The sequence below is a fragment of the Candidatus Magnetobacterium casense genome (assembly GCF_000714715.1).
In the GTDB taxonomy this organism is placed as follows: domain Bacteria; phylum Nitrospirota; class Thermodesulfovibrionia; order Thermodesulfovibrionales; family Magnetobacteriaceae; genus Magnetobacterium; species Magnetobacterium casense.
Genome location: NZ_JMFO01000032.1, coordinates 1 through 19,036, shown reverse-complemented (window position 1 = coordinate 19,036; position 19,036 = coordinate 1). Strand labels below are relative to the sequence as shown.

The window sequence follows — 19,036 nt, the reverse complement described above, 5'->3', positions numbered from 1 at the left end:
CTATTAACTATGGAGCAGTCAAGGTAGATTAAGTGAGACGATATACGTTGGTTTTGCTTATATTGGTGATTACCGTTTTTGTGTGCAACCGCTCTATGGGGTATCAGAAGAGTCAGGGGAAGGTACAAGGCCGGCAAAATGACAATCAAAATGGGCAACAGGAGTTGTTATCCGGTAACGTATTTACGGATTCAGACAAGGCATTTAACGTATTGCTCGTGGACAAAAGCACGGATAATATGTACATTGCAGAGGTCAAAGACAACATCCCGGAAATATCAAGGAAGTTAAGCGTCCTGACAGGTAAAAACGTCGGCGACAAACTCAGGGAGGGCGACCGTAAAACACCGGAAGGTATTTATTTCGTCACCAAGTACATCCCCCCTGAAAAGCTGGACCGGTCTCTCTTTGGCGAGGGCGCATACACCCTGAACTATCCAAACATCGTTGACAGAAACAAGGGCAAAACAGGCCACGGCATATGGATCCATGGCAGGGGACCCAATCGCACCGATGAACGGACCAAGGGGTGTGTTTCGCTGCAGAACCCCGACTTTGACAGTATCAGGCCATACGTAGAACCGGATACGCCGGTTGTAATCTCCAGTACCCTTGATTTCCTTAATCCAGATCAATACAGGGAAAAGCGAAAGACCTACTTCGATATATTTAAGGGTTTCATTTCGTCCTGGGAAAAGGGTGACTTTGAGGGCTATGCCAGCTTTTTTGACACAAACTTCAAGGGAGCCGACGGCCTAAGCGTTAAGAGCTATCTGAATAAAAAGAAACTGCTGATGAAGTCCTATCCCGACAGAAGGGTCATAACCTCCGAGGTCAGCATATTTACGCAAAACTCCACAGACCTCATGTACAAGTTCAACCAGCTCTACTGTGCCAGTAACCTCCTGTCGTATGGGACCAAAAAGCTCTACCTCAAGGTGGACAAAAGCAAAGACCACAGGGTCATAGCAGAGGAGTTTGAGGAGGCCGATGTCAATTCACTCCTGACTCAGTATGTGCAATCCATGATAGAAAGATGGCAACGCAGCTGGCAGACCAGAGACATTGATAGATACATGGACTTTTACAGCCATGCGTTTTACTCCGACAGTATGAATTACAAGCAGTGGAAGGCACACAAGAAAGGCTTATTCAAAGGAGCCAGGTCTATAAAGGTTGATATCGGCGATATCCATATAACCCCCCTGACATCGAGAAAGGTGCAGGTGACCTTCAAGCAGCGCTACAGCTCAGACACCGTATCGGACAACGGCATAAAGACACTCATACTGGAGGGTTGTCCGGGTGAGTACGAGATTGTCTCTGAGAGCTGGCGGGCAGGATAGGGATAAGTACTGGGGGCCGGCCCCATTTTATGCCGGGAGCGCTGACAACTTGGCCTAATCCTTACGGGAGTTTGAGGCAGTTTTCGTCAAGTACGATAGCCACATGGTATTTGTTATTTTCGGTCATATAAAGTTATAATGGCTCTTGCGGATTTTGAGTGGGTAGAATCAACAACCCCATGTATGGGCAGTAGGGAAGGAGAAATGGTAAGCCTTGTCATGTTGCCTATAGTCTCCAATGTCTTCGAGGGAAAGCCTATAAAGAACAATGCGGTAGATTATACTACCCGCTCCCGTTGGTCGCTAACCTTAAGTTGAGTTACCCACATGAAGTAAGAAGGAACCTAAAAAAATTTAGACCTCATTGATGAGGGTAGGGCAGATATTTTTAGTGAGTTTTGGTTTCTTTTTGCAAGAGGCTCATTCATTAAATGATTGGGAGAAGATTGTAGAACTGGCGTGAGTTACAAGCTCAGGGTCAAACCGTTACATCGAGGTTCGCTCACAACTCATGCACTTGACAGCATCGGGTCGGAGGGATTGTACCGTAGCATTTTCTATGGCGATTACCCTGTCGGCGTTTCTGATGGTTGAGAGCCTGTGGGCAATGATTATGGTATTGCTGTCTTTCATGAGTCCCTAAAGTATAGTTATCATGAAATATAAAAAAAATACTTTAAAGCCAAGCCTGCGCGTCATGGGGTCAAGGAGACTTCTTTGTGGCCTGAGCGCCTTGTAGCGAACCGTTTTTGACGCCTGTAATCTCTATGCTCACAAGCCCCCTCTCCGCCACCACACCATCACCGTCGGAGGTCCGGAATTCAACCTTCAGGTAGTTGTCGGTGGTTGCCTGATATAGGGCACCATCGGACTTTTCAACGATTGCCGGCAGGATGCGCCCCACCTGCCTGGCCATAAAGGCAGCCTTCTTGCGTTCGGACAACTGCCGCAACAGCAATGCCCGCTGCTTCTTTGTCTGTTTATCGACCTGTGCCGGCAGAGCAAAGGCACGCGTCCCCCGCCTGGGTGAAAACGGAAAAACGTGCATGTACGTCAGCGGCAATCCGGCAAGGAGGTCATATGTCCTACCAAAACTCGCATCGTCCTCGCCGGGATAACCGACGATTACGTCCGTGCCAATGGCTGCGTTGTCAATGTCCCCGTGGATATCCAGAAGCAGTCTCTTAAAGTCGTCCGTGCGGTATCCCCTGTGCATGTCAACGAGTATCTGATCGTCGCCGCTCTGAAGCGGGATGTGAACATGTCTGCATAGCCTCTGATGTCTCAGCAGTCCCGGCAACTTGCCGGTAAACTCGCTGACCTCAAGGGACGTCAACCGAACCTTTATCCCGGTCGTGTTGTCGAGGATCGACTCCACCAGGTACGAGAGCGTCGTCTGTGGCACCAGGTCCAGGCCATAGTACCCTATATGGATGCCCGTCAAAACGACCTCGTTGTAGCCCTCCGTAACAAGTCTTCCGACCTCGTCGATAATGTCAGCGACCTGTCTGCTGGTTGACCGTCCCCGGCTTTGAGGGATGATACAGTAGGAACAACCGGCATTACAACCATCCTGTATCTTTAACAGTGCCCTGCTCCTGCCGCTGTTGGCGACAACGGGGGCAACTGTCCTGGCCTCTGCAAAGGCGGCGTCTGAAAAATGCAGCAACTTGTCCTTGTTGCCGATGACGGTGATATCTTCGCTTATTGCACGGAGGGTATCCCTGTTGAGCTCGGAGTAGCAGCCGGTGGCAAACACCTTTGAACCGGCCTTGATGGCACGTCTTATGAGCTGTCTGGATTGATAATCGCTCTTAGCGGTAACGCTGCACGTGTTTATGATGCAGACGTCGGGGTGCTCGTTGACGGTGACAGGGACGTGCGATTGCTTGAGGAATTGCCCTTCAATGGCCGAACTCTCCGCCTGGTTGGCCTTGCACCCCAGGGTGAGAACGCAAAACCTCATTCACCCGTCACCTCGCCCTCAAGTGTGTGCCTGTTGGCCTTCACTATGCGGACGTTCAAAAACAGGGCTGACTTGAGGTCGTCCCCGGAGAGAAAATTAACAATCTTGTTGGTACTGCTCCTGCCAACCCACATATTTGGGGTCGTCTCACTTCTGCCCTCAACGAGCACCTCCATCACGGTGCCCTCAATGGCCTTGTTTTTCCTCTCCGTGATGACGTCCTGACATCCAAGTATCTCCTGCAGCCTTGCCGACTTAACGTCCTCTGCCACCTGGTCCGTCATCAGGGCAGCCTTCGTGTTTGGTCGCACGGAGTACTTAAAGGCAAAGATGCCGTCAAATTCGAGTTCTTTAAGTGCGCTTACCGTTTGTGCGTGGTCATCGTCGCTCTCACCGGGAAAGCCCGCTATTATGTCGGAGGTGACGGCAACATCGGGGACGCTCAATCGCAGGCGTCTGACCTTATCTGTATACGTTTCATAGTCATATCGTCTGTTCATAAGGTTCAGCACCCGCGAGGAACCCGACTGCATGGGCAGATGCACATGGCGGCAGACACTGTCAAGCTCCGCCATCGCCTGTATCAGCTCGTCCGTGAAGTCCTTGGGGTGCGACGTTATAAAGCGCACCCGCCTGATGCCTTCGACCTTGTCTATCAGATGCAGCAACCGGGCAAATGAGCATCCGCCGTCGTAGGAGTTGACGTTTTGTCCAATCAGTGTGACCTCCTTGTAGCCGTTGGCGGCCAGGGTGGTTATTTCACTGAGGATGTTTTCGTATGGCCTTGACCTCTCCCTGCCCCTGGTGTAGGGGACAACACAGTAGCTACAGAAGTTATTGCATCCATACATGATGCTGATCAGTGCCCTGATGCCGTTGTCCCTCTCTGCCGGAAGGTCGGTTGTTGCAATGGCATCGTTGTCCTCAATCGCTGCCTGGAACGACTCCGAACCCAGCAAGTCGGTCAATTTCATGATGTTCTGCGGGCCAAAGGAAAAGTCCACCGCCTTGTTGAGGTCGTGGATGTGGCTGCCCTCCTGTTGGGCAATGCAACCCGTGACGCCTATTCTGACCCGTGGCCGTTTTTTTTTCAGGCGGGCAAGGTAGCCCAGGTAGCTGTAAAACTTGTGGCGGGCCTTTTCCCTGATACTGCACGTGTTGAGGATTATCAGTTCGGCGCTCTCCGGGTCAGCCGTAAGGGTATACCCCTGACTTTTCAGGATACCTGCTATCTTTTCCGTGTCGTGCGAGTTCATCTGGCAACCCCACGTGTGTAGATGTGCGAGTCTCTTTGTCTGCATCGCTATAGATACTTTTTTACCACAACTGACCATCTTATGTCAACGTAAACAAAGGAAAAGGGTGCATAAATTTTTAGTTGGTGTTCTGGAATTATTGTCTAATCTGCTTTTACACTCAGTCATAATGTTGAAAGTTTAATTCAGTTTCTGCAAACATACTATACATTGGCAGGCGGATTTGGGAAAAGTGAAATGAACAAGGCCATGTATTACTCCGCCTTCGTTATCAAACTTCTTCGATATGATATCAAAATATTCTTGTTCATGGTTAATATAATATCGTCGTAGCGCATATGCTATCATATCAGCATATTGAACCATCCTTGTTGCTTTGGAATCAACAAAGAGCGGAACATCAGACATATTTACCAATCTATGCCCCCATCTATGCCCAACATCCCTAAATTCACTCGCAAGCATTTGAATGGAGGTTTCATAGGTTGATTTGTCTAAAATGATAAGGCCACGCTGTGAATTTCCTTTTTTATAGATACGAGTAAGATATTGGTCAAATCTACTGGCTAATTGCTCAAAAGCGTATTTCATGGGATCTCCAGGTGACAAAGCCACCCTGTTTATGACAGCACCAAAAAGCTTTATATTTTTGCTCTGCTCCAAAAAAGATAGAGCTTTTTTTATAAGTTTCAAGCCTTTTATCTTTCTCTATTCCTCGCCAATGTTCTTTGCCGCTGAAAATATTAACACCACGAAACTCTAAACTTTTAGGGTTCTCAGGCCATACTTCATTTGCCAGAGAATCCAATTTGCCACTTAGATAGAATGGGGTTTGTTCATAACAACACAAACCTCCTAAAATGACCTCTCTGTCAGAGGCATTTTTAACGGAGCCAGAATCATCTAAATACAGTAAATACATCTTTTAGGAGTTAAGGCGGCCAGGCGAGACATCTGTCTCAGCGGACTGCAAAAGGCAACCCTCCCAACCGCTCAAGATTATTTTAGCATATAAGATTATCTATTTTCAAAAATTTGTTTCTTGTTCTATTCTTAATTATAGCAAATTTCGATTGGATTAAATACAAAATTAGGTGGCATTTTTACGGGGTCAAGGGGACTTCTTCGTGTCCGGGGCTGCGACAAGATTGCGCCTCGCCCCTCCCCTTGCAGGGTGTCTTAAGGGGGAGCTGCCACTTTCATAAACGGTTAAAAGTAAGCATTAATGCTGTGTTTTTTGGATTTGGATGCTGCTCATGCCAACCTATATTATGCACACGGCTTACACAGTAAACGCTATGAAGGAACAGTCAAAACCTTCATGGTTAAAACAGGTAATAATAATCGTATGAGTTTGTTATTTGCTAATAACAAAAGTAAAAAATACAAACCACCGACAAAATAAAAATAACAACAAGACTTTTTGATGACAACGCTACCCCCGTATCTGCTTAATGTTTAACCTTACTATCATCGCAGAAATATTTACAGTAACAAACTTGTCTTATGCACCCCCATGTTGGGTATTGCAAATATCAATTCTCATCTGATGCCTTACGTATATATCCACACACACCTTGTTAAACGTGGATTCATCGAGCGTGCCTTTTATTGTCTCATTGATTATAAGGCCAAATAGTCCCTTGGCTTTGCTAAACTTTTCGGCCTTCTTTTCGATTGCCCTGGATATGCTCAGGACGCTTTCCATAAGTTCGTCCGTTATGACCCGGTCGTAGCCCTCCCACTTGAACATTGCCTGTAGTAGCCCCTCTATATATGCATTGAGCTTTTTTAACGCAACGTACTCGTTGTACCTGGAGTCGTACAGGTAGGAAGTATCCCGCGTGAGGTACTTAAGCGCCTCATCGAGTTCGCCGTCAATACGAATCAAGAGCGGAAGCCTGGAGGGGTCAACCTTGTTGCGGATGAATCTGGCCAGGGTTATGTATTTCTGCGTGTAGGTCTTGTTGGTTGCGATGCGTTTGAGCCAGTTACGCGCTATCATGGACCTTACATGTGTTGGATAGTCCCTTTGCAGGGCGTCGCTTACGCCATCTATATAGTCAAAGACCCCCGGATGATTAACGGCATAGGTCTTGACCTCTGTCGGGGTCAGGAACAGGTTGTCTCGTTTAAGTTCCTGAAGCCTTTTTGCCGCCTCCGTGTACGGTGCAATCTGCATGGCGGCAACACCCTCCGTAATCTCAACAGGCAGCAGGCAACTCTCTTGCAGTTTCCGGTACTCACTCCGGTCAACGAGGACGGCGTCTTCCTGCAATTGTTTGAGCTGCTGCATGGCCTCAACGTAGGAATCAAAGCCGTCACCGTACAGGGCGGAAAGGATATCCATCGGGATCATATATTGCACTGCAAGCGTCTTTATGTCGTTTTCCCTTATGAACAGTGCGTTGTCTTGCATATAGCGCAACTGCTGCACACCCCTCTTGTAGCGTGGGAGGTCATCGCCCTGGATGTCCTGTTGCAGCCGCAGGGGCAGGATGAAATCCGTGGAGAATCGGGCATATTCATCCCGTGTTATAAAGCTGTTGCTGTACAGATCAACGAGGTCTGCCTTGTTGAACAGGTCTTGTTTTATGCTGATGGGGATTATATACTTATCCGGTTGCAGCAGGACGTTAAGCGTCATTATCTGTTGGAGTTTGCCCTCATAGGTGGCCTCCCTTGCAAAGACCTGCGTAAGACTTTCCAGGAGTCTGTACATGGTGTCATCCCTGTTTTGCGTCAGGGTTACGTAATGCCTGTAGTAATCGAGGAGTTTGCCGCAGAGGAGGTTGTCTATCACGAGGCGTTCGGCGCTGGCTTCAGTGCCCTGGATGATTCGTGCCGCATACAGGTAGAGGTTTTGCGGGGTTATCAATTTGCCGTAGAAGGCAAATGGCAGGGTCTTGTTAAACGTATAGATGACCGTCATCAGGGCAAGGTCGGGGTCTATGTCTGAGCGTTCAAACATCTTTTCTATCCTGAGGGCGAGACCGAACTGGTCGTTTTTGGACAGCCACTTTGAGACGTATCTGCGCTGCATACATGTGATGCCATCTTGCCATGCGGTTTCGCTCTCTATGAAGCCCTCCAGGAGTTCCGACAGGGAATGAAACTCCCGCTCGCCGGTAGAAAACGGTACCTGGTATCCCTGCTTGTCGCCCTGTTGGCCATCGTAGTACTCCGGGATGTCCCGTCTGCCGTCGAGCCATGCCCTGACCTGCTGATACTCCCAGCGTCTCTGCGGGTTGCGTGTCAACAGGCCCCGCAACAGCAGGGCATAGTCCGGGGGGATATCCCATGGTATTTCCACCCCGTTGGTGGCAAGCGTGTACATGATCACGTTGGTGGCAAGGTTGCTGAACGGATGTCTTCCCAACAGCAGCTCAAGGACGATCATCCCAAACGACCACCAGTCCGCCTTTGGTCCAACGACGCCCGTAAAGGCCTCCGGCGCCCAGTACAGCGGAGTCCCCTTGACGTCGGTGAATTTCTTTGAGTGTTCGGCGTCTATGACCGACGAAACGCCGAAATCGGTAAACACCAACACCACGGGGTCTGTCTCTCTAACCAGGATGTTGGATGGCTTGAGATCGCGGTGCATGATGTCGTTGTTGTGCAGCGCCCGGAGTGCCTCGGATATCTCCACGATTATGTTTAGCAATAGTGGTGTGTCGGGTTTGTGTGTCAGATACTCCCTCAGTGAACCGTATCGTGCATATTCCTGTATTTCGTACCATCGTCCCGATCTGCGGTCAAGGCCATAGTCCTTGATCGATACGACATGCTCTGGGAACATTGCGCTAAACTGCTGGGCCTTCTTTAGTACGTCAACTCCAGGGATCATGCCCAATCTGTACAGCTTCAGGACAAGGTCGCTTTCCCCCTGTCTGACCAGGTATATGTCTGCCTCTGCCCCCTTGGCCGGAAATGCCTTTATGATAGTGTAGCCCTGGAACTTTCGCAGGGGCTGAGGTGAGCCGTGGGATGCCTCTGCGGCGGGTGACCTCCGTTGTACAATGGTGCGTTCTTCGCGCAGGGTCTTGTCAGCCTCCACGATGGTGGCGTCACCGGGGAGTTGGTGGTTGTCAGGTTCTTCTTGCATCTGCATTAAGCGTTCGGACATAAGTCTGCATATTTCAAGTTAAGTATAAAGGATTGCAAATAATGAGGTCAAGAGGACGAACAGCAATTGTGCAGTGGAGGGATTGTGCATCCTTACTCCACTGCCGTTGCCTGTAGGTTTTATGGCATGGTCTCTGGCTTTACTTCTTATCAAAGGTGAATGTTATCGTTTCATCTCTATACATATTTACACGACAACTATTACGCTCTTTGTACCAGTAATTGCAATTGAAGTCTGCCAGGGTTGAGCCGGGGTCAGGGGTTGCTGTTATTGTTACATCAGAACTATGTTTGGTAGTCCTGTACAAGTAGTGATGCATGTAGACTAAACCCTCATTATTCAATAGTCCATGTCATTCCCACGAAAGTGGGAATCCATCTTTAAAAACAGCATTAAATACCTGATTAGGAAAAACCACCAAAGAATAGTATCACTACCTCTACAGGACTACCCCACCGACTTCTCATGCAACGAGGTGCTATTGACGGTGTTACCAAAGATTGACCCGACCTAATGGACAATCAGCCCTTTGCCATGTTATACTAATCCTATGAGTGAAGAAGCAGGTGTTATTATCAATCATATCAACGCGATGCTTATTGACATGTCGGAGAAGTCTCTTAATGAGATAAGCAATTACGTCATCTCGCTTAGAAAAAAAGAACAAAAACACGATGCGTTTGTCAAGAGATTGAGTGAAATTGAAGCCAACCCTGATTATATAGAATGTAACTCCATAGATGAAGTCATGCAGGCTATCTATAACATAGAAGATGATAAGGAGTGATACGCCTGTTGTAATCAGGATTGAAAAAGTCTTTGCTAAAAAGGTAAAAAAACTATTCAACAAAAATCCAGCCCTTTCACAAACGTACAAAGATATCTTGCATCGACTGATATCAGACCCATTTTCACCACCGTTAAAAACACATCAACTTACCGGCATACATAAAGGTAAATACGCATGTTCTCTTACACACGGATTGAGGATTGTATTTACATTATCCGACAACATTATTCACCTGCGTGATATCGGTGACCATGATGAGGTGTATTAAATGAGGTAATAGCTTACTTTGCCGAAGGCTGGCAACGGATGAAGGGGGGGCAGCGCCCCCTGGCTCAATTGTCGGGACGACCCTTCATCCTTCCCTCCGACCCTCCACCAACGCTACAACCCAACCACCAACCCCCCGCATAATGGGGTCAAGGGGACTTCTTTCCGGCCGGGGCGCCTCGCCCCTCCCCTTGCGGGGGGTTCTGAAGGGGGCCAGAGCCGACCCTTTCTTCTTCTTTGTCCAGTCCTCTGCCCTTCCAGATCATGTAAATAGCCGGGTAAATTATCAGCTCCAGGATGGTCGATGTCACCACGCCGCCAACCATCGGGGCTGCGATGCGCTTCATGACGTCGGAGCCGGCTCCGTGACTGAACATGATCGGCACCAGACCGGCAAGTATCACACTTACCGTCATTATCTTGGGCCGTATCCGCTTGACCGCCCCGTGCATGATCGCCTCACGCAGAGCAGCCCTGCCCACAAGCAACCCCTTGCTCTGCCATTCTTCGTAACTAAGCTCCAAATACAACAGCATTACGACCCCGGTTTCGGCATCCAAACCGGCAAGAGCTATCAAACCCACCCAAACCGCTATGCTCATGTTGTAATGCAACAGGTACAACAACCAAAAAGACCCTACCAACGAAAATGGCACCGCCAATAACACAATCAAGGTCTTGGTAAACGATTTGGTGTTAAAGTAGATTAGCACAAAAATGATAAACGCCGTCAACGGTAAAACTATCTTCAGCCTCTCATGCGTCTTGACAAGATACTCATACTCACCGCTCCAGACAAGCCTGTAACCGGTGGGTATCTCAAGCGACGCAACCTTTGCCCTGGCCTCGTTGACATACCCGCCAACGTCACGGCCCGAGAAATCTATGTATACGTATGCCGTCAACATTCCCTCTTCGCTCTTTATGCCACCAGGCCCCTTGACAATGGCGATGTCTGCAAGCTGCCCCAGTGGCACCTGTGCAATTGAGGAAGCCCCCACCGCCGATGAACCACCACCCATTCCGGAGGGTGCCGAGCCCCCTGCTGCTCCCCCGACGGTGCCAGGCATCAACGGCACAAGCACCCGATTGAGACTCTCTATGGAGTTCCTAAACCCGCGCGGATATCGCAAATTGACCGTGTACCGCTCCCTGCCTTCGACGGTGGTTGTGAGATTCATACCGCCAATGGCAGACTGGATGACCTCCTGGACGTCGTCAACCGTCAGGCCGTACCTGGCAGCCTCGGCACGCTTGACACGGAAGTCCAGGAAGAAGCCCGTCGTCGCACGCTCGGCGTAGACACTCCTCGTACCTGGAATGTCCTTTAGGAGGGTTTCAAGTTGCAGGCCGATCTTTTCTATCACGGCGAGGTCTGCCCCGAGTATCTTTATGCCAACGGGCGTCCTTATCCCGGTTGAGAGCATGTCCAGGCGTGCCTTTATGGGCATCGTAAAGGAGTTTGCCACACCGGGGATGGTCAGCTTTTCGTTGAGTTCGTCCCTTAGCTTATCGACGGTCATGCCCGTGCGCCACTGAGCCTCTGGCTTGAGGTTGATGACGGTCTCAAACATCTCAACAGGCGCGGGGTCTGTGGCCGTCTCCGCCCTGCCCGCCTTGCCAAAGACCTGGGCTACCTCGGGGACGGACTTGATCAGCCTGTCCTGTATCTGCAATAGCCGCGCGGCCTCAGAGATTGACGCCCCCGGCACCGTCACCGGCATGTAAAAGAGCGTCCCCTCATACAACGGCGGCATGAACTCCGTTCCCAACTTCATGTACGGATACGCCGTTAAGCCCAGAATCACCACGGCTATGAATATCACCGTCTTTCTGAATCGTAAGGCCAGGCTCGCTATCGGCTCGTACAGCTTGTGAAGGACGATGCTGATAGGGTTTCTCTCCTCCGGGCGTATCTTGCCTCTGATAAAGATGGTCATGAGCATGGGGGTGAGCGTCACGGCCAGAAACGACGCAAAGAGCATCGCAAACGTCTTGGTGTACGCCAGCGGCTTAAAGAGCCTCCCAGCCTGTGCCTGCAAAGTAAACACCGGGAAGAATCCAACCGTTATCACCAGCAGCGCAAAGAACAACGACGGCCCCACCTCTACGGCTGCGGCAATTATAGCATCAACTCTGTTGCCAGGATGCCCTTTTGTCGCTGGTGCAGCCGCACCCCATTCTTCGAGCTTCTTGTGGGCGTTTTCAACCATAATGATCGAGGCATCCACCATAGCACCAATTGCAATGGCTATTCCGCTGAGGCTCATTATGTTTGCGGTAACACCCATGTAGTACATGAGTATAAACGACATCAATATGGCTATTGGTAGCGTGAGTATCACAACCAGGGCGCTTGGCAGGTGAAACAGAAACACTATACAGACTGCACTGACGGCTACGGTGAGCTTTATGATCTCCTCCTTGAGCGTGTAGATTGCAGCGCGTATGAGTTCAGACCTGTCGTATGTCACGACAATCTTGACGCCCTGCGGCAACGAGGGGTTGATGTCTCTAGCAATCTTGTCCTTGACCCTGTCTATGACGCTGAGGACGTTTTCGCCAAAGCGTACAATGACGATGCCCCCTGCGACCTCGCCCTTGCCATCGAGTTCGGCCAATCCGCGACGTATCTCAGGGCCAAGTTGGATGCGGGCAATGTCCTTGAGCAACAGAGGCGTACCCTCTGCGCTTGTTCCAAGGGGGATGTTTTCGATGTCGCTGATGTCCCTGATGTATCCCCTGCCCCTGACCATGTACTCTACGCCGGAGAACTCGATCACGCGTCCTTCGACGTCGCGGTTGCTCTTGCGTATGGCGTCCATGATTTTGGTGATAGGGATGTTATAGGCCAGTAGTCGGTTTGGATCGATGGTCACCTGGTACTGTTTGACGAATCCGCCGATGCTTGCCACCTGCGACACACCTGCAACACTTTCGATGGCGAGCTTGAGGTTGTAGTCCTGGATGCTGCGCAGTTGGGCCAGATCGTGTTGTCCGGTTTCATCGACCACGGCGTATGAGAATCCCCATCCGAGGCTTGTTGCGTCAGGCCCCAGGGTGGGGTTGGCATCGGAGGGCAGCTTGGCGCGCACCGCCTGGAGGTACTCAAGCACCCTGCTGCGTGCCCAGTAGATGTCCGTCCCCTCGGCGAAGATCACGTATATGAACGAGCTGCCAAGGAAGGAAAATCCCCTGACGGCGGTGACCTTAGGTGCGGCAAGCAGCGTGGACGTTATCGGGTACGTGACCTGGTCCTCTACAAGGTCGGGGCTTCTGCCCATCCACTCGGTGTAGATGATGACCTGCGTGTCGCTGAGGTCCGGTATGGCATCCAGCGGGGTGTTCATAAACGCCCAGTACCCCCACATAGCCAAAAAGCCAACCAGCAGCACCACCGCAAACTTATTGCGTGCGCTTATCTCTATTATCTTCGCTATCATTATAAACAAAAAACCAAAGAGAAAGACAAAAAAAGAAGGAGGGCGGCTCCGCCCCTTTTATGGCGGGGGTGCCTTACCCCCTCCTCAGACCTCACCTGCAAAACCACCCGCCAGCCCCCTTGACCCCATCCTGCGGGGGTGCAAGAGCTTGCTGCAACTAACACCTGATACTTTTTCATAAGCATCCTCCTTAATTGTTATTTGTGCTACTATTACATATAGTAAAGCATAACAAGTTGAAGAAAAAATGAAGAGCCAGGTATTTCTATCACGTCAATTCCGATATAGGGTTAAAGGGGACTGATTCCCTTGTTGGTGGGGCTGAGGGTTCCATCTTCATAAGGGAGCTGTTTTTATCACTGTCTGTAAAAAAAACTACGGAAAGGCTATCTTCATACTTATTTTGTCAAATGAGACCTTGACGATCTCCGACATATCGCTTACGATGCTTGCATAATCCGTCGTATTGCACCAGACGTTTACCTCGAATTTTGCCGTGCCGTCGTTAAACTCAGCGACCGTGATGGTTGGCTCCGGGGTACTCAGGATGCGTTTATCCATCATCATCAGGTTTTTTAATAGATCCCTGGGTTTCTGGAAGTCATCACCACAGTTGATCTTAAACGTCATATCCACACGCCGCTGTGCTGCCGTTGAGAGGTTTGCAATTACCCCACCTGATAGTGGGCCGTTAGGGATGATAATCGTCCTGTGGTCAGAGGTAACAATGACCGTATGAAATATCTGCACCTCTTCTACCTTACCCGTAAACCCCTGGGCCAAAATAGTGTCACCAACCTTAAAAGGTTTATTGAACAAGATTAAGACCCCTCCGGCAAAGTTGGCCAGACTTCCACGCAAGGCCAATCCAACAGCCAACCCCGCAGCTCCAAGTATGGCCACAAACGACGTCGTAGCAATACCAATCATCGAGGCAACACTGATAAAAAGCAAGACCTTTAATAATATCCCCAGCAGGCTCCCCAAAAACGACTGCAACGAAGGCTCCAACTTGCCCAGAGTCATGGCCCGCATCACGCCACCCACAAATACCTTGATCACCCTCAGTCCCAGAAGCAAAACAACTATCGCCAGCAAGAATTTTGGTGCATAGAGCATCAGTAACCCAACAGCCTTGTCTAAATAAACATGCACATCACCCATATTACCTCCATTGATATTTTTAAGCTTCTACAGCCATCGCCATTAAGGATATCATAAACACAAGCAAAAAAACAATAGCGAGATTCACGCAGGCAAAAGAGTCTGTTTGTCTAAGTACATAAATTTTACAATCTCACGCTACGCAAAAGCATATTAGAAATATGGTAGAATAACCATGAATAATTTAAGCAAGTTTCAGTGTATTACAGACATTGCCGTGTGTAACGTGAATTATTAAGGAGATGAAAGTTTATATGGATATGGAACAATTAGCATTGCTAAAGGACTACATGGGTGCATACCGCAAGAGCAGGGTGCTGTTTACCGCCACCAACCTGCGGGTCTTTGACCGGCTCACCGAACCGACAACGGCGCAGGAGGCAGCGCAATGCCTCGGTACCGATGAGCGTGCCACAACGATCCTCCTCGATGCCCTTGTGTCGATGGCGCTGGTGACAAAGGACGAAACACGCTACGTCAACTCTCCCCTGGCAAACCAGTGCCTTGTAAGCGACAGCCCCCTGTCGCAGGTGGACATCATCAGCCACCACGATAACCTCTGGAGCAACTGGTCCGGCCTGGACGACGTCGTGAGAACCGGCAAGCCAAACCGCGTGGCGCACGACCAGAGCGCCTTCATCATGGGGATGCACAACATTGCCTCACTCAAGGTCAGGGAGTTGTTTGATGTCATAGACTTAGGTGGTGTCTCCAGCGCCATTGACATCGGAGGCGGTCCCGGCACCTACGCGATGGAGATGGCAAGGCGAGGGATTGCCATCACACTATTTGACAGACAGGAGACCATCGATATTGCAGCGGAGGTCATCAGGGGGGCCAGTGTTGAGGGTATAAGGTTCCTGCCGGGGGATTTTACGACTCACTCCATCGGAAGTGGTTATGACCTGGCCATTATCAGTCAGGTGCTGCACTCAAGCTCGGTCCCACAGTGCAGGGAGCTGATAAAATGTACAAAAGATGCCTTAAATCCCAATGGCAGGATCGTCATCCACGAGTTCTATATCGAGGACAACATGACGCAGCCCTTTGATAGCGCCATGTTTTCGATAAACATGCTGGTTGCCACCGAAGAGGGCAGGTGCTATACCGTCATGGAGATGCAGGGGTGGCTTAGAGAGGCTGGTTTTGAGGATATCACGGCACAGCTTTTGACAGAAACGGTTGTTGTTACAGGAAGGAGAGCATAATTGTCTAAGAAGTTAAACATACTAATGGTGTCCTCGGAGATGGTGCCGTTTGCCAAGGAGGGTGGACTGGCCGATGTGGTAGGCTCTCTTGCGCAGGAGTTGGTCAGACAGGGGCACGACGTCAGGGTGGTTATCCCCAGGTACAAGACGATTGAGCAGCGGGGGGTTGACATGACCTTGGCCGCAGGGCACGTTGCGGTGCAGATGGGTGTGATAGGTGAGATGGGCTGTTCGGTGTGGCAGTGTCCGATCATAGATACCAAGGACGGGTGTGGCGGGACAGTCTACGCCGTTGAACATCACGATTATTTCAGCCGGGATGGCGGCTTTTATTCAAACATCAATGGCGATGGCTACATGGACAACGACAATCGCTTTGTATTTCTGTCGCGTGCGGCCCTGGAACTCTGCAAGCAAGTGGGGTTCAAGCCTGATTGTATTCACGTCCATGACTGGCATACCGCCGCCATACCGGTGCTAATCAACACCGACTACAGGGATGAGCCGATGCTCGGCAACAGCGCCACGCTGCTGACGATCCACAACATCCAGCATCAGGGCGAGTTCTACGAGGGACTGATGGACGTACTTGGCGTTGGTTGGGGGCATTTTAATCACATGGAACTTGAAAAGGACGGCAACACCAACCTCCTCAAGGGTGGTATCTATCACGCCACGATAGTCAACACCGTCAGCGAGGGGTATGTCCGGCAGATACAGACGCCGGAGTTTGGCTTTGAACTCGACGGCGTGTTGCGAGACAGGGCATCCGACCTCTATGGCATTATCAATGGCGTGGACTACGAACAGTGGAACCCACAGGTTGACAAGTTCATCGCTGCCACCTACGACGCAGACGATCTCAGCGGCAAGGCCCTCTGCAAGGCCGACCTTCAGGGTAGTTTTGGTCTGCCGGTGCGGCCTGATGTCCCGATTATCGGGCTGATCACGAGACTCGTCAAGCAGAAGGGGGTCGATGTTCTGGCTGAGGCCATTTACAGGCTGATGGAGCTTGATATCCAGGTGGCATTGCTGGGGACGGGCGAGGTGTGGGCGAACTTCTATTTCGGCGACCTGCCCAGGCAGTATCCCGATAAGTTTGGATGCTACATCGGTTATGACAACGCCCTCGCCCACAAGATAGAGGCCGGTGCAGACTTTTTCCTGATGCCGTCGTTGTTTGAGCCGTGCGGGTTAAATCAGATGTACAGTATGCGTTATGGCACGTTGCCCATAGTGAGGGCAGTTGGCGGGCTGGATGACACCGTAGACAATCTTGATGTTGAGGCCAACACGGGGACGGGTTTTAAGTTCTACGACCTTACGGCTGGAGCGTTGGCAGACACGGTGGGTTGGGCCGTTTACACGTACTACAATCAGAAGGATACGATGGAGGGGTTGATCCGGAGGGCGATGGCAAAGCGTTTTTCGTGGACCAAGGCGGCCAGAAAGTATGTGGCGTTATACGAAATGGCCATCAACAAGCGCAGGGGGCAATCGTCGTGATGGAGACAGACAAGGGGCGGCAGATTCGGCTCAAGTATCTCTACCGGAAGATGGTCATCAGCGGCAAGGCGCGTATCCCATACTCGGCAGCGGTCAAGCTCGTAGGCCCAGATTGCGCCTACCACCTGTACTCAACCGTCAACCTCAAAGCTCAGGAAGAAGGAGAGAAGAAAGAAAGGGGCGGCGCTGCCCCCCTTTAGAACCCCCTGCAAGGGGTCACGGACCCCTTGACCCCATTTTGCGTGAGGATGACTGGTAGTAAATATCATTGCCATGAAATTTTTAGGTTGACAAATACATTTCCTTGCTGTCATAATGATAAACGGGCGGGCGATTAGCTCAGTGGTGGAGCGCTGCCTTCACACGGCAGAGGTCACTGGTTCGAGCCCAGTATCGCCCACCATTAAAAATTTTACAGGAACTTCCGTCCCTAATGTTGCGTATTCTGGGGTCAAGGGGGCTTCCTTGTGCCCGGGGTGGCTCGCCCCCCTTTGCGTGGGAGGTCTAAGGAGGGGCACGGTGAAGATACGTACTTTCCACTATTTTATATTTATAGACAATGAACACAATAACGATAAAAGGAGTGTGGCATGAAATCTTCTGTCGAATCCACATCAATCTGCATTGAGTCTGCCTTGCTGGCAAGGATTGAAGTCTTGGCAAGAAGCACCAGACGTTCTAAGGATCAGTTGATTCAAGAAGCCATTAGCTACTATCTCAACGAGTGTACTGATTTATATATTGCCTTGGAGACGATGCAAAACCCCGATACTGAATATCTTGATTGGGAGCAGGCCAGGAGTGAACTACTCAATACAAGATTGATAAAACAGTATACAGGTCACTTGCCAACATCCCTAAAGGTTATAGAATAAAGCTAATCAATGCAATTGATGAATTATCAGAAAATCCGGAGATTGGTAAACAGTTAAGAGGTAATTTTAAGGCATTAAGAACTATCCGGGTTGGTAATTATAGGGTTGTATATTGAAGAACTACTGGTCTTAGTTGTAAAGATAGGGCATAGACGTGATGTTTATAGATAACACTCAATGCATTAGCTACAATAATGGTAAATTCTTATCTTGACAATGTCACATTTAACGGATGTTCTGGGTTTTGACTGTAAAAAATCGTGTAACCCCTTGACACTAAACGATTATTCAAAATTGATAGTGTCTACATTTTAAAATTCTTTGCTATATTAATAAGTTATCATGAAATGTATTATACCATGCCTCACTAATAAAATCAAGTTTTAGCGGAAGTTCCAGATGATAGCCTTCTAAAATCCGTATAAACCATTGAATATATTGCCAATGCGAAGGTCTATTATTTTTTATGTAGGGACGAATATTATTATATTAATGCTTGACAAATGTTTGTTTATATGTTATTATGTAGGCACGATGCACATAAAGCGGAACATAAAAAAAGTAAATAACCGCATATACTATACAGTTCTCTTGGTAGAAAGTTATAGAGATGGCGATAAGGTAAAACATCGCACAATTTTAAATTTAAGCAAGTGGGAAAAGCAACGGGTAGATGCCCTTGATACAGCATTAAAAGGAAATTCTTTATCTTCACTTGATGATTTAGAAACCAAATCTGGCAAATCTATTGGAGGGATATGGGTGTTTAAACAATTAGCCGATCAGTTGGGCATAACTAAAGTACTTGGAAAAGGAAAAGAGGCATTGCTGGCTTTGTTGTTGATAATTGGAAGAATAATTACTCAAAGTTCAAGATTACATTTATGTCAATGGGGTAGAGGACAAGAAATAGAAGATGTATTGGGAATAAAAGAATACGATGAAAATAATCTTTATGCAACTCTTGATTGGCTTTTTATACACCAGGATGACATAGAAGATGCTTTATTCAAGGATAGATACAATAACAAACCTCCCCGTTTGTTTCTATATGATGTGACATCAAGTTACTTAGAGGGACAACAAAAT

16 protein-coding genes and 1 tRNA gene are annotated in these 19,036 nt (G+C 49.3%); 10 read left to right on the top strand and 7 right to left on the bottom strand.

Translation table 11 applies throughout. The features are described 5' to 3' along the window. The first annotated feature begins 95 nt into the window (after positions 1 to 95). Positions 96 to 1,346: a L,D-transpeptidase family protein gene (locus Mcas_RS13400; protein ID WP_156033379.1), complete on the top strand. Its 1,251-nt coding sequence runs from the start codon at positions 96 to 98 to the stop codon at positions 1,344 to 1,346. A 486-nt stretch (positions 1,347 to 1,832) separates the two neighbouring features. Here the strand turns inward: Mcas_RS13400 and Mcas_RS18325 are convergent, their stop codons facing one another. The 5 genes from Mcas_RS18325 to Mcas_RS17040 form a co-directional block, all read right to left on the bottom strand. Further along, entirely contained in the window at positions 1,833 to 1,979 is a 147-nt protein-coding gene (locus tag Mcas_RS18325) for a hypothetical protein (RefSeq protein ID WP_156033378.1), read from the bottom strand. 70 nt (positions 1,980 to 2,049) lie between these two features. After that, a complete protein-coding gene (mtaB, locus tag Mcas_RS13395) occupies positions 2,050 to 3,312 on the bottom strand; it encodes a tRNA (N(6)-L-threonylcarbamoyladenosine(37)-C(2))-methylthiotransferase MtaB (protein ID WP_052567472.1) in 1,263 nt (420 codons plus the stop codon). Beyond that, a complete protein-coding gene (gene miaB / locus Mcas_RS13390) occupies positions 3,309 to 4,613 on the bottom strand; it encodes a tRNA (N6-isopentenyl adenosine(37)-C2)-methylthiotransferase MiaB (protein WP_040336057.1) in 1,305 nt (434 codons plus the stop codon). Before miaB ends, mtaB begins: the two co-directional genes overlap by 4 nt. A gap of 135 nt (positions 4,614 to 4,748) precedes the next feature. Beyond that, complete coding sequence (locus Mcas_RS13385; RefSeq protein WP_200873702.1) at positions 4,749 to 5,261, bottom strand: DUF3800 domain-containing protein; 513 nt, start codon at positions 5,259 to 5,261, stop codon at positions 4,749 to 4,751. An 811-nt stretch (positions 5,262 to 6,072) separates the two neighbouring features. Then, positions 6,073 to 8,694 (bottom strand): protein kinase domain-containing protein, encoded by a 2,622-nt coding sequence (locus tag Mcas_RS17040; RefSeq protein WP_081853876.1) that lies wholly within the window; start codon positions 8,692 to 8,694, stop codon positions 6,073 to 6,075. Between the two features lie 550 nt (positions 8,695 to 9,244). Here Mcas_RS17040 and Mcas_RS13375 point away from each other — a divergent pair. Both Mcas_RS13375 and Mcas_RS19325 read left to right on the top strand, forming a co-directional pair. After that, the gene (locus Mcas_RS13375) at positions 9,245 to 9,481 is read left to right on the top strand and encodes a hypothetical protein (RefSeq protein ID WP_156033377.1); all 237 of its coding nucleotides are present in this window, start codon (positions 9,245 to 9,247) and stop codon (positions 9,479 to 9,481) included. Further along, positions 9,468 to 9,752, top strand: a complete 285-nt coding sequence (locus tag Mcas_RS19325) for a type II toxin-antitoxin system RelE/ParE family toxin (RefSeq protein WP_052567469.1) — start codon at positions 9,468 to 9,470, stop codon at positions 9,750 to 9,752. The genes Mcas_RS13375 and Mcas_RS19325 overlap by 14 nt, the downstream gene beginning before the upstream one ends. A gap of 148 nt (positions 9,753 to 9,900) precedes the next feature. Here the strand turns inward: Mcas_RS19325 and Mcas_RS13365 are convergent, their stop codons facing one another. Continuing rightward, entirely contained in the window at positions 9,901 to 13,194 is a 3,294-nt protein-coding gene (locus Mcas_RS13365) for an efflux RND transporter permease subunit (RefSeq protein ID WP_052567478.1), read from the bottom strand. Positions 13,195 to 13,569: 375 nt separating this feature from the next. After that, positions 13,570 to 14,358 carry a mechanosensitive ion channel family protein gene (locus Mcas_RS13355; RefSeq protein WP_040336054.1) on the bottom strand — a complete coding sequence of 263 codons (789 nt, stop codon included), beginning with the start codon at positions 14,356 to 14,358 and terminating at the stop codon, positions 13,570 to 13,572. 254 nt (positions 14,359 to 14,612) lie between these two features. On the opposite strand from Mcas_RS13355, the gene Mcas_RS13350 reads away from it, so the two are divergent. From Mcas_RS13350 to Mcas_RS13325, 7 genes are all read left to right on the top strand, one after another. Then, positions 14,613 to 15,566 carry a methyltransferase gene (locus tag Mcas_RS13350; RefSeq protein ID WP_040336053.1) on the top strand — a complete coding sequence of 318 codons (954 nt, stop codon included), beginning with the start codon at positions 14,613 to 14,615 and terminating at the stop codon, positions 15,564 to 15,566. 24 nt (positions 15,567 to 15,590) lie between these two features. Further along, on the top strand, positions 15,591 to 17,072 hold the full coding sequence (locus Mcas_RS13345) for a glycogen synthase (protein ID WP_040336072.1): 1,482 nt from the start codon (positions 15,591 to 15,593) through the stop codon (positions 17,070 to 17,072). After that, entirely contained in the window at positions 17,072 to 17,272 is a 201-nt protein-coding gene (locus Mcas_RS13340; RefSeq protein WP_040336052.1) for a hypothetical protein, read from the top strand. Before Mcas_RS13345 ends, Mcas_RS13340 begins: the two co-directional genes overlap by 1 nt. A gap of 128 nt (positions 17,273 to 17,400) precedes the next feature. Then, positions 17,401 to 17,475, top strand: a tRNA-Val gene (locus Mcas_RS13335). Between the two features lie 187 nt (positions 17,476 to 17,662). Next, on the top strand, positions 17,663 to 17,947 hold the full coding sequence (locus Mcas_RS13330) for a ribbon-helix-helix protein, CopG family (protein WP_040336051.1): 285 nt from the start codon (positions 17,663 to 17,665) through the stop codon (positions 17,945 to 17,947). Further along, positions 17,893 to 18,063 carry a type II toxin-antitoxin system RelE family toxin gene (locus Mcas_RS19320; protein ID WP_200873703.1) on the top strand — a complete coding sequence of 57 codons (171 nt, stop codon included), beginning with the start codon at positions 17,893 to 17,895 and terminating at the stop codon, positions 18,061 to 18,063. The genes Mcas_RS13330 and Mcas_RS19320 overlap by 55 nt, the downstream gene beginning before the upstream one ends. Positions 18,064 to 18,481: 418 nt before the next feature. Further along, the coding region (locus Mcas_RS13325) for an IS1634 family transposase N-terminal domain-related protein (protein WP_040336050.1) at positions 18,482 to 19,036 on the top strand (555 nt) is incomplete at its 3' end.

Bases quoted from the DNA above. Each gene is read 5' to 3' on its own strand.
- Mcas_RS17040 (WP_081853876.1), bottom strand. From the start codon at position 8,694: ATGTCCGAACGCTTAATGCAGATGCAAGAAGAACCTGACAACCACCAA.
- Mcas_RS13355 (WP_040336054.1), bottom strand. From the start codon at position 14,358: ATGGGTGATGTGCATGTTTATTTAGACAAGGCTGTTGGGTTACTGATG.
- Mcas_RS19325 (WP_052567469.1), top strand. From the start codon at position 9,468: ATGATAAGGAGTGATACGCCTGTTGTAATCAGGATTGAAAAAGTCTTT.
- Mcas_RS13375 (WP_156033377.1), top strand. From the start codon at position 9,245: ATGAGTGAAGAAGCAGGTGTTATTATCAATCATATCAACGCGATGCTT.
- Mcas_RS13330 (WP_040336051.1), top strand. From the start codon at position 17,663: ATGAAATCTTCTGTCGAATCCACATCAATCTGCATTGAGTCTGCCTTG.
- Mcas_RS13340 (WP_040336052.1), top strand. From the start codon at position 17,072: ATGGAGACAGACAAGGGGCGGCAGATTCGGCTCAAGTATCTCTACCGG.
- Mcas_RS13365 (WP_052567478.1), bottom strand. From the start codon at position 13,194: ATGATAGCGAAGATAATAGAGATAAGCGCACGCAATAAGTTTGCGGTG.
- Mcas_RS18325 (WP_156033378.1), bottom strand. From the start codon at position 1,979: ATGAAAGACAGCAATACCATAATCATTGCCCACAGGCTCTCAACCATC.
- Mcas_RS13350 (WP_040336053.1), top strand. From the start codon at position 14,613: ATGGATATGGAACAATTAGCATTGCTAAAGGACTACATGGGTGCATAC.
- Mcas_RS13400 (WP_156033379.1), top strand. From the start codon at position 96: ATGGGGTATCAGAAGAGTCAGGGGAAGGTACAAGGCCGGCAAAATGAC.
- mtaB (WP_052567472.1), bottom strand. From the start codon at position 3,312: ATGAGGTTTTGCGTTCTCACCCTGGGGTGCAAGGCCAACCAGGCGGAG.
- miaB (WP_040336057.1), bottom strand. From the start codon at position 4,613: ATGCAGACAAAGAGACTCGCACATCTACACACGTGGGGTTGCCAGATG.
- Mcas_RS13345 (WP_040336072.1), top strand. From the start codon at position 15,591: ATGGTGTCCTCGGAGATGGTGCCGTTTGCCAAGGAGGGTGGACTGGCC.